Annotated in this window: 4 protein-coding genes; 2 read left to right on the top strand and 2 right to left on the bottom strand. The window is 69.6% G+C overall.

Going from position 1 to position 6,110, the window contains the following annotated elements; all coding sequences use genetic code 11:
• Together VF697_RS42245 and VF697_RS42250 are read left to right on the top strand one after the other, a co-directional pair.
• Positions 1 to 511, top strand: a 511-nt coding sequence (locus tag VF697_RS42245; protein ID WP_331104275.1) for a thioredoxin family protein, incomplete at its 5' end; no start/stop codon positions are given.
• Positions 512 to 645: 134 nt separating this feature from the next.
• Positions 646 to 1,521: a hypothetical protein gene (locus VF697_RS42250; RefSeq protein WP_331104277.1), complete on the top strand. Its 876-nt coding sequence runs from the start codon at positions 646 to 648 to the stop codon at positions 1,519 to 1,521.
• A gap of 9 nt (positions 1,522 to 1,530) precedes the next feature.
• On the opposite strand, the gene gor is transcribed toward VF697_RS42250, so the two are convergent.
• Together gor and VF697_RS42260 are read right to left on the bottom strand one after the other, a co-directional pair.
• A complete protein-coding gene (gene gor / locus VF697_RS42255; RefSeq protein ID WP_331104279.1) occupies positions 1,531 to 2,937 on the bottom strand; it encodes a glutathione-disulfide reductase in 1,407 nt (468 codons plus the stop codon).
• Between the two features lie 255 nt (positions 2,938 to 3,192).
• On the bottom strand, positions 3,193 to 6,110 hold a 2,918-nt coding region (locus tag VF697_RS42260), incomplete at its 5' end, for a CusA/CzcA family heavy metal efflux RND transporter (RefSeq protein WP_331104281.1).

The following is a 6,110-nucleotide window of genomic DNA, read 5'->3' on the forward strand; positions in this document are numbered from 1 at the left end:
CGAGCACCGCGTCCCCCAGGAGAACTGCACCCGCTGCCACCCCGAGCTCGTCCCCCGCTTCCAGGCCGCGAAGGACTGGTGCGGTGAGCACGGCGTGCCCGAGTCCCAGTGCTTCACCTGCCACCCGGACCTCTCCTTCGAGCCGCTCCCCGTGCTCGCCCCGGACGCGGACTTGAAGAAGCTGTCCCAGGCGGGCGAGGACGTGCCCGAGCTCGCCCCCCACGCCGTGCCCGGCAAGGTGACCGTCTTCGACTTCTACGCGGACTGGTGCCCGCCCTGCCGCAAGGTGGATGCCCACATGTTCGGCCTGCTCAACGCGCGCGGGGACGTCGCCTACCGCAAGCTCAACGTCGTCTCGTGGGACTCGCCCCTGGCCAGGCGCCACCTCGGACAGGTGGAGAACCTGCCCTACCTCGTCGTCTACGGGCGGGACGGCAAGCTCGTGCGCGCCCTCCATGGCTTCGACCTGGGCGCGCTGGACGCCGCCATCGCCGAGGGGGCCTCGCGATGAGATGGGTGGCCGTGGCCGTGGGGCTGCTCGGGCTCGCCATTCCCAACCGCGCCGCCGCCTGCGCGGGTTGAAGCAACCCCAACCTCCCGGTCGGGAGGGACTCCAGCTCCACCCTGCGCGCCGGAGAGACCGGCGTGTCCCTGTCCACCCTCTTCACCGCCGTGCATGTGGTGCACCCGTCCGAATGCCCGGACATCGGCCCCATCTGCCAGGTGCGCGACGAGCCCCCGCAGCTCCATGACCAGCGCTTCACCGTCGCCGAGCTGCGCGCCAGCGTGGAGTACGGGCTCACCGACGCCCTCGGTTTCGAGGTGCAGCTGCCCGTGCGCCTCAACCACACCACCGTGCGCTTCACCGCGCTGGATGGCACGCCCCTGGTGCTCGACTACGAGAACATCCACCACCGGAACGAGACGCTCTTCGGCCTCGGAGACCCGTGGGTGCTGGGGCGCTACGCGGGGCGGCTCGGCGACGTGGGGCTCGCGGCCCGAGCGGGCTTCACCGTACCGCTGGGGAGCACCGTGGAGGACCCCTTCGCCCTGGGCGCCGCGGGGCTGCCCCACCAGCACGTGCAGTTTGGCACCGGCACCGTGCGGCCCCTGCTCGGGCTGGAGGCCTCGCGCGCCTGGGGGAAGTGGGGCGGCCGAGCCTGGGGCCAGGCCCAGCTCTCGCTCGGGGAGAACCGCTTCGGCTACCGCGCGGGCCACCGCTTCGCCGCGGGCCTCGCCGCCGAGGGCCCCGTCGTGGGCGCCCTGCGCTTCTCCGTGGGCGCGGACGTCGCCAACGAGCAACCCGAGCGCTGGAACGGGCTCGTCCAGCAGGATGGCAACCTCGGCCGCACCGACGTGCTCGCCGGGGCGGGGCTCGCCTACCCGCTCGGGAGCGTGCGGCTCGGGCTCAACCTGCGCGTGCCCGTGTACCAGCACATCATCGGTCACCACGGGCAGCTCACCTACCCGGGCATCCTCCAGCTCGACGTGGGCACCACCTTCGGCGGCCGCGGGCGCTGAGCGGCCCCCTCATTGCCGCCGGGCGTCGTGGCCCAGCTCCCGGGCCGCATCCTTCACGGGGTCCGGGCGCTTGTCGCGCATCGTCACGAACTCCTCGGCCGCGGTGGGGTGGATGCCCACCGTCGCGTCGAGCTGCTTCTTGGTGACGCCACACTTCAGCGCCACCGCCAGGCCCTGGATGATTTCGGGCGCGTCCGCCCCCACCATGTGGAAGCCCAGCACCCGGCCGCTCTCGCGCTCGACAATCACCTTCATCATCGTGCGCTCGTCCCGGCCGCTCAGCGTGTGCTTCATGGGCCGGAAGTTGGACACGTACACGTCCACGTCGCCGTGGCGCTCGCGTGCCTCGAGCTCGGTGCACCCCACCGTCCCCACCGGCGGCTGGCTGAACACCGCCGAGGCCACCCCCGTGTGCTCGAACCGCGTGGGGTTGTCATGGAAGAGCGTCTCCGCCAGGGCCCGCCCCTCGGCGATGGCCACGGGCGTGAGGTTGATGCGGTCCGTCACGTCCCCCACCGCGTAGATGCTCTCCACGTGGGTGTGAGACCACTCGTCCACCTCCACCGCGCCCCGCTCGTCGAGCCGGACACCCACCTCCTCCAGCCCGAGCCCCCGCGTGTTGGGCACCCGCCCCGTGGCGTACAGCACCGCGTCCACCTCGAGCGTGTCCCCCATGCGCGTGAGCAGGCTCAGCGTGCCGTCCGGCCGCTTCTCGATGTCGCGGATGAAGGTCTCCGGCCGCAGGTCGATGCCCTTCTTGCGCATCTCCTGGGTGAGCATCGCTCGGACGTCTTCGTCGAAGCCGCGCAGCACCGTGTCGCCGCGGATGAGCATCATCACCTTGGCGCCCAGCGCGTTGAAGATGCCCGCGAACTCCACCCCGATGTAGCCCCCGCCCACGATGGCCACCCGGCGCGGCAGCTCCGGTAGGGACAGCGCCCCATCCGAGGAGATGGCGTGCTCGATGCCCGGTATCTCCGGGAGGAAGGGACGCGAGCCCGTGGCCACCAGGATGCGCTCGGTGGTGTAGCGCTGGCCACCCACCTCTACCGTGTGCGCATCGACGATGCGACCCCGGCCCTCGATGAGCCGCACCCCCGAGTCCCGCAGCAGGCGCCGGTACACGCTGTCGAGCCGCTCCAGCTCCTTGTCCTTCGCGGCCTGGAGCTTCTTCCAGTCGAACGTCGGCTCCGACACCGACCAGCCGTAGCCCGCCGCGTCCTCGAAGTCCGCGTGGAAGTGGGCGCCATAGACGAGCAGCTTCTTGGGCACACAGCCCCGGTGCACACAGGTGCCGCCGATGCGGTTGTCCTCGCAGATGGCGACACGCGCGCCGTACGAGCCCGCGCGGCGGCTCGATGCCACTCCACCCGAGCCCGCGCCAATGGTGAACAGGTCGAAGTCGTATTGGGGCATGAGAAGGGCTTTCCAGGAACCGAGGGGCCAGACAGCGACTTCAAAATAGGAAGCCGCCCCTGCTATCGAGTAGGAGGCCCCCGCCATACTACGGATGCCCAACACTCCGCCGCGTTCCGTCCCACGCTCCGACCATGAGCGAACGCAACGAGCACAGCTCACAGGGGGCCCCTCCGGGCTCGGTCTTCGGCAACTTGTCCACTTAGTGTACAAGTTGCCGAGGATCGCGACCGGCCGGCGGGTCGACTCGTGGGCTCAGGCCGTCAGGACCTGGGGTGTCTCGGGCGGGGCCTTCGTGCCCTCGCCTGGAGACTCCGGTGGCAGCTTGCGTGCCTTCCATAGGGCGAAGAGCGCCGGGTACACCGTGAGCTCCAGGAGGAACGACGTCAGCACTCCGCCCACCATCGGCGCCGTGATTCGCTTCATCACGTCCGACCCCGTCCCCGTGCTCCACATCACCGGCGCCAGACCGATGAAGGTCGTCAGCACCGTCATCAGCTTCGGACGGATTCGACGGGCCGCTCCCTCGACGATGGCCTCCCGCAGCTCCGCGAAGCTTCGCATCCGGCCCTCCCGCGTTGCCCTCTGGTGCGCCAGCGTCAGGTACAGGAGCATCACCACCCCCGTCTCCGCGTCCAGCCCCGCCAGCGCGATGAGCCCCACCCACACCGCCACGCTCAGGTTGTAGTCGAGCAGGTACAGCAGCCAGATGGCCCCAATCAGGCTGAAGGGCACCGCCAGCAATACGATGCCCGTCTCCGTCCAGGACCGCGTGTTCAGGTACAGCAGCACCAGCACCACCAGCAGCGTCAGCGGCACCACCACCTTCAGCTTCTCCTTCGCCCGCTCGAAGTATTGGAACTGGCCGGTCCACTCGACCCGCACGCCCTCCGGCAGCTTCACCTCCTCCTCCACCACGGCCCTCGCCGTCTGGACGTAGTCGGCGATCGGCACGCTGCCCGGGTCCACGAAGACGTAGCCCACCAGCTTGCCGTCCTCGCTGCGGATCATCGGCGGCCCGCTCACGAACCGGATGTCCGCCACCTGCCCCAGCGGCACCTGCGCGCCTCCGGGCGTGGGCACCAGCACCTCGCGCAGCAGCTCCGGGGTGTCTCGCAGCTCGCGCGCGTACCGCACGCTGACGGGGTAGCGCTCGCGCCCCTCCACCGTCTGCGTCACCTCCTCGCCACCGATGGCCCCCATCACCACCTCGTTCACATCCTTCACCCGCAGGCCCAGCCGCGAGGCCTCCTCGCGCTTCACCTCCACGTCCACGTAGAAGCCACCCGTCGAGCGGTCCGCGAACGCGCTCCGCGTCCCCGGCACGTTCGCCATCGCCCGCTCCAGCGCCACCGCCGCCTTCTCGATGGTGTCCAGGTCGTCTCCGAACACCTGGATGCCCAGCGGGCTGCGGATGCCCGTGGCCAGCATCTCCGTGCGCGTCTGGATGGGCATCCACCAGATGTTCGGCATGCCCGGGTATTGGACCTTCTCGTCCATCTCCCGCAGCAAACCCTCCCACGTCAGCCCCGGACGCCACTGGTCCTTTGGCTTCAGCATCACCACCGTCTCCGCCATGCCGATGGGCGCCGGGTCCGTCGGAGTCTCCGCCCTCCCCATCTTCCCGAAGACGCGCTCCACCTCCGGTATCTTCTTCAGCTCCGCGTCCATCGACTGGAGCACCCGCGAGGCCTCCGTCACCGACATGCCCGGTGGCGCGCTCGGCATGTAGAGGATGGCCCCCTCGTTCAGCGGCGGCATGAACTCGTTGCCCAGCCGCAGGAACGCCGGCACCGTGAAGACCATGCACGCCAGCGAGCCCAGCACCACCGCCTTGCGGTGCTTCACCACCCAGCGCACCACCGGCACGTAGCCCCGCACCAGCCAGCGATTCACCGGGTTGGCATCCTCCCGCATCACCTTGCCCCGGATGAACAGCGCCGCCAGCGCCGGCGCCAGCGTCACCGCCAGCACCGAGGCGAACCCCATGCTGTATGTCTTCGTGAAGGCCAGCGGCTTGAACATCCGGCCCTCGGTGGCCTCCAGCGTGAACACCGGGATGAAGGCCACCGTCATCACCAGCAGCGAGAAGAAGACGCTCGGCCCCACCTCCTGCATCGCGTGGATGATGACGTCCAGCCGCGTGCCCGGCTTCCCCGCGTCCTCCCACTCCTCCAGCTTCTTGTGCACGTTCTCCACCAAGATGATGGAGGCGTCCGCCAATTCGCCAATCGCCACCGCGATGCCGCCCAGCGACATGATGTTCGCCGTCAAGCCCTGCCAGAGCATCGGCAGGAACGAGAGCACCACCGCCACCGGCAGCGTGATGATGGGCACCAGGGCGCTGCGCACGTGCAGCAGGAAGAGGAAGATGATGAGGCTCACCACCACCATCTCCTCCACCAGCGTGTCCGTCAGCGTCCCAATCGCCTCCCGGATGAGCCCCGAGCGGTCATACGTCACCACCACGTCCACGCCCTCGGGCAGCGTGCGCTTCACCTCCTCCAGCCGCGCCTTCACCGCGTCGATGACGTCCAGCGCGTTCTGCCCGTAGCGCATCACCACGATGCCGCCCACCGTCTCGCCCTTCCCGTCCAGCTCGGCCAGCCCTCGCCGCGCCTCCGGGCCCAGCGTCACCTGCGCCACGTCCTTCACCCGCACCGGCGTGCCGTTCGCGTCCACCTTCAGCGGGATGCTCTCGAGGTCCTTCGTGCTCTGGATGTAGCCGCGCCCGCGGATCATGTGCTCGTGGCCCGCGATTTCGAGCACCCGTCCGCCCACGTCCTCGTTCGACTCGCGGATGGCCTGCGCCACCTCGCCCAGCGTCACCCCGTAGGCGCGCAGCCGGTTCGGGTCCACGTCCACCTGGTACTGTTTGACGTAGCCGCCGAGGCTCGCCACCTCCGCCACCCCGGGCACGCTCTCCAGCGCATAGCGGATGTTCCAGTCCTGGAGGCTGCGCAGCTGCTGCAGGTCTGTCTTCCCCGTCTCGTCCACCAGCGCGTACTGGAAGACCCAGCCCACGCCCGTCGCGTCCGGGCCCAGCGAGGGCATCACTCCCTCGGGCAGCTTGGACTTCGCCGTGTCCAGGTACTCCAGCACCCGGCTGCGCGCCCAGTACATGTCCGTGCCGTCCTCGAAGATGACGTACACGAACGACATGCCGAACATCG

The sequence above is a fragment of the Archangium sp. genome (assembly GCF_036388035.1).
Lineage (GTDB): Bacteria > Myxococcota > Myxococcia > Myxococcales > Myxococcaceae > Archangium.

Excerpts from the sequence above, each read along its gene's own strand:
- gor (WP_331104279.1), bottom strand. The coding sequence starts at position 2,937 with ATGCCCCAATACGACTTCGACCTGTTCACCATTGGCGCGGGCTCGGGT.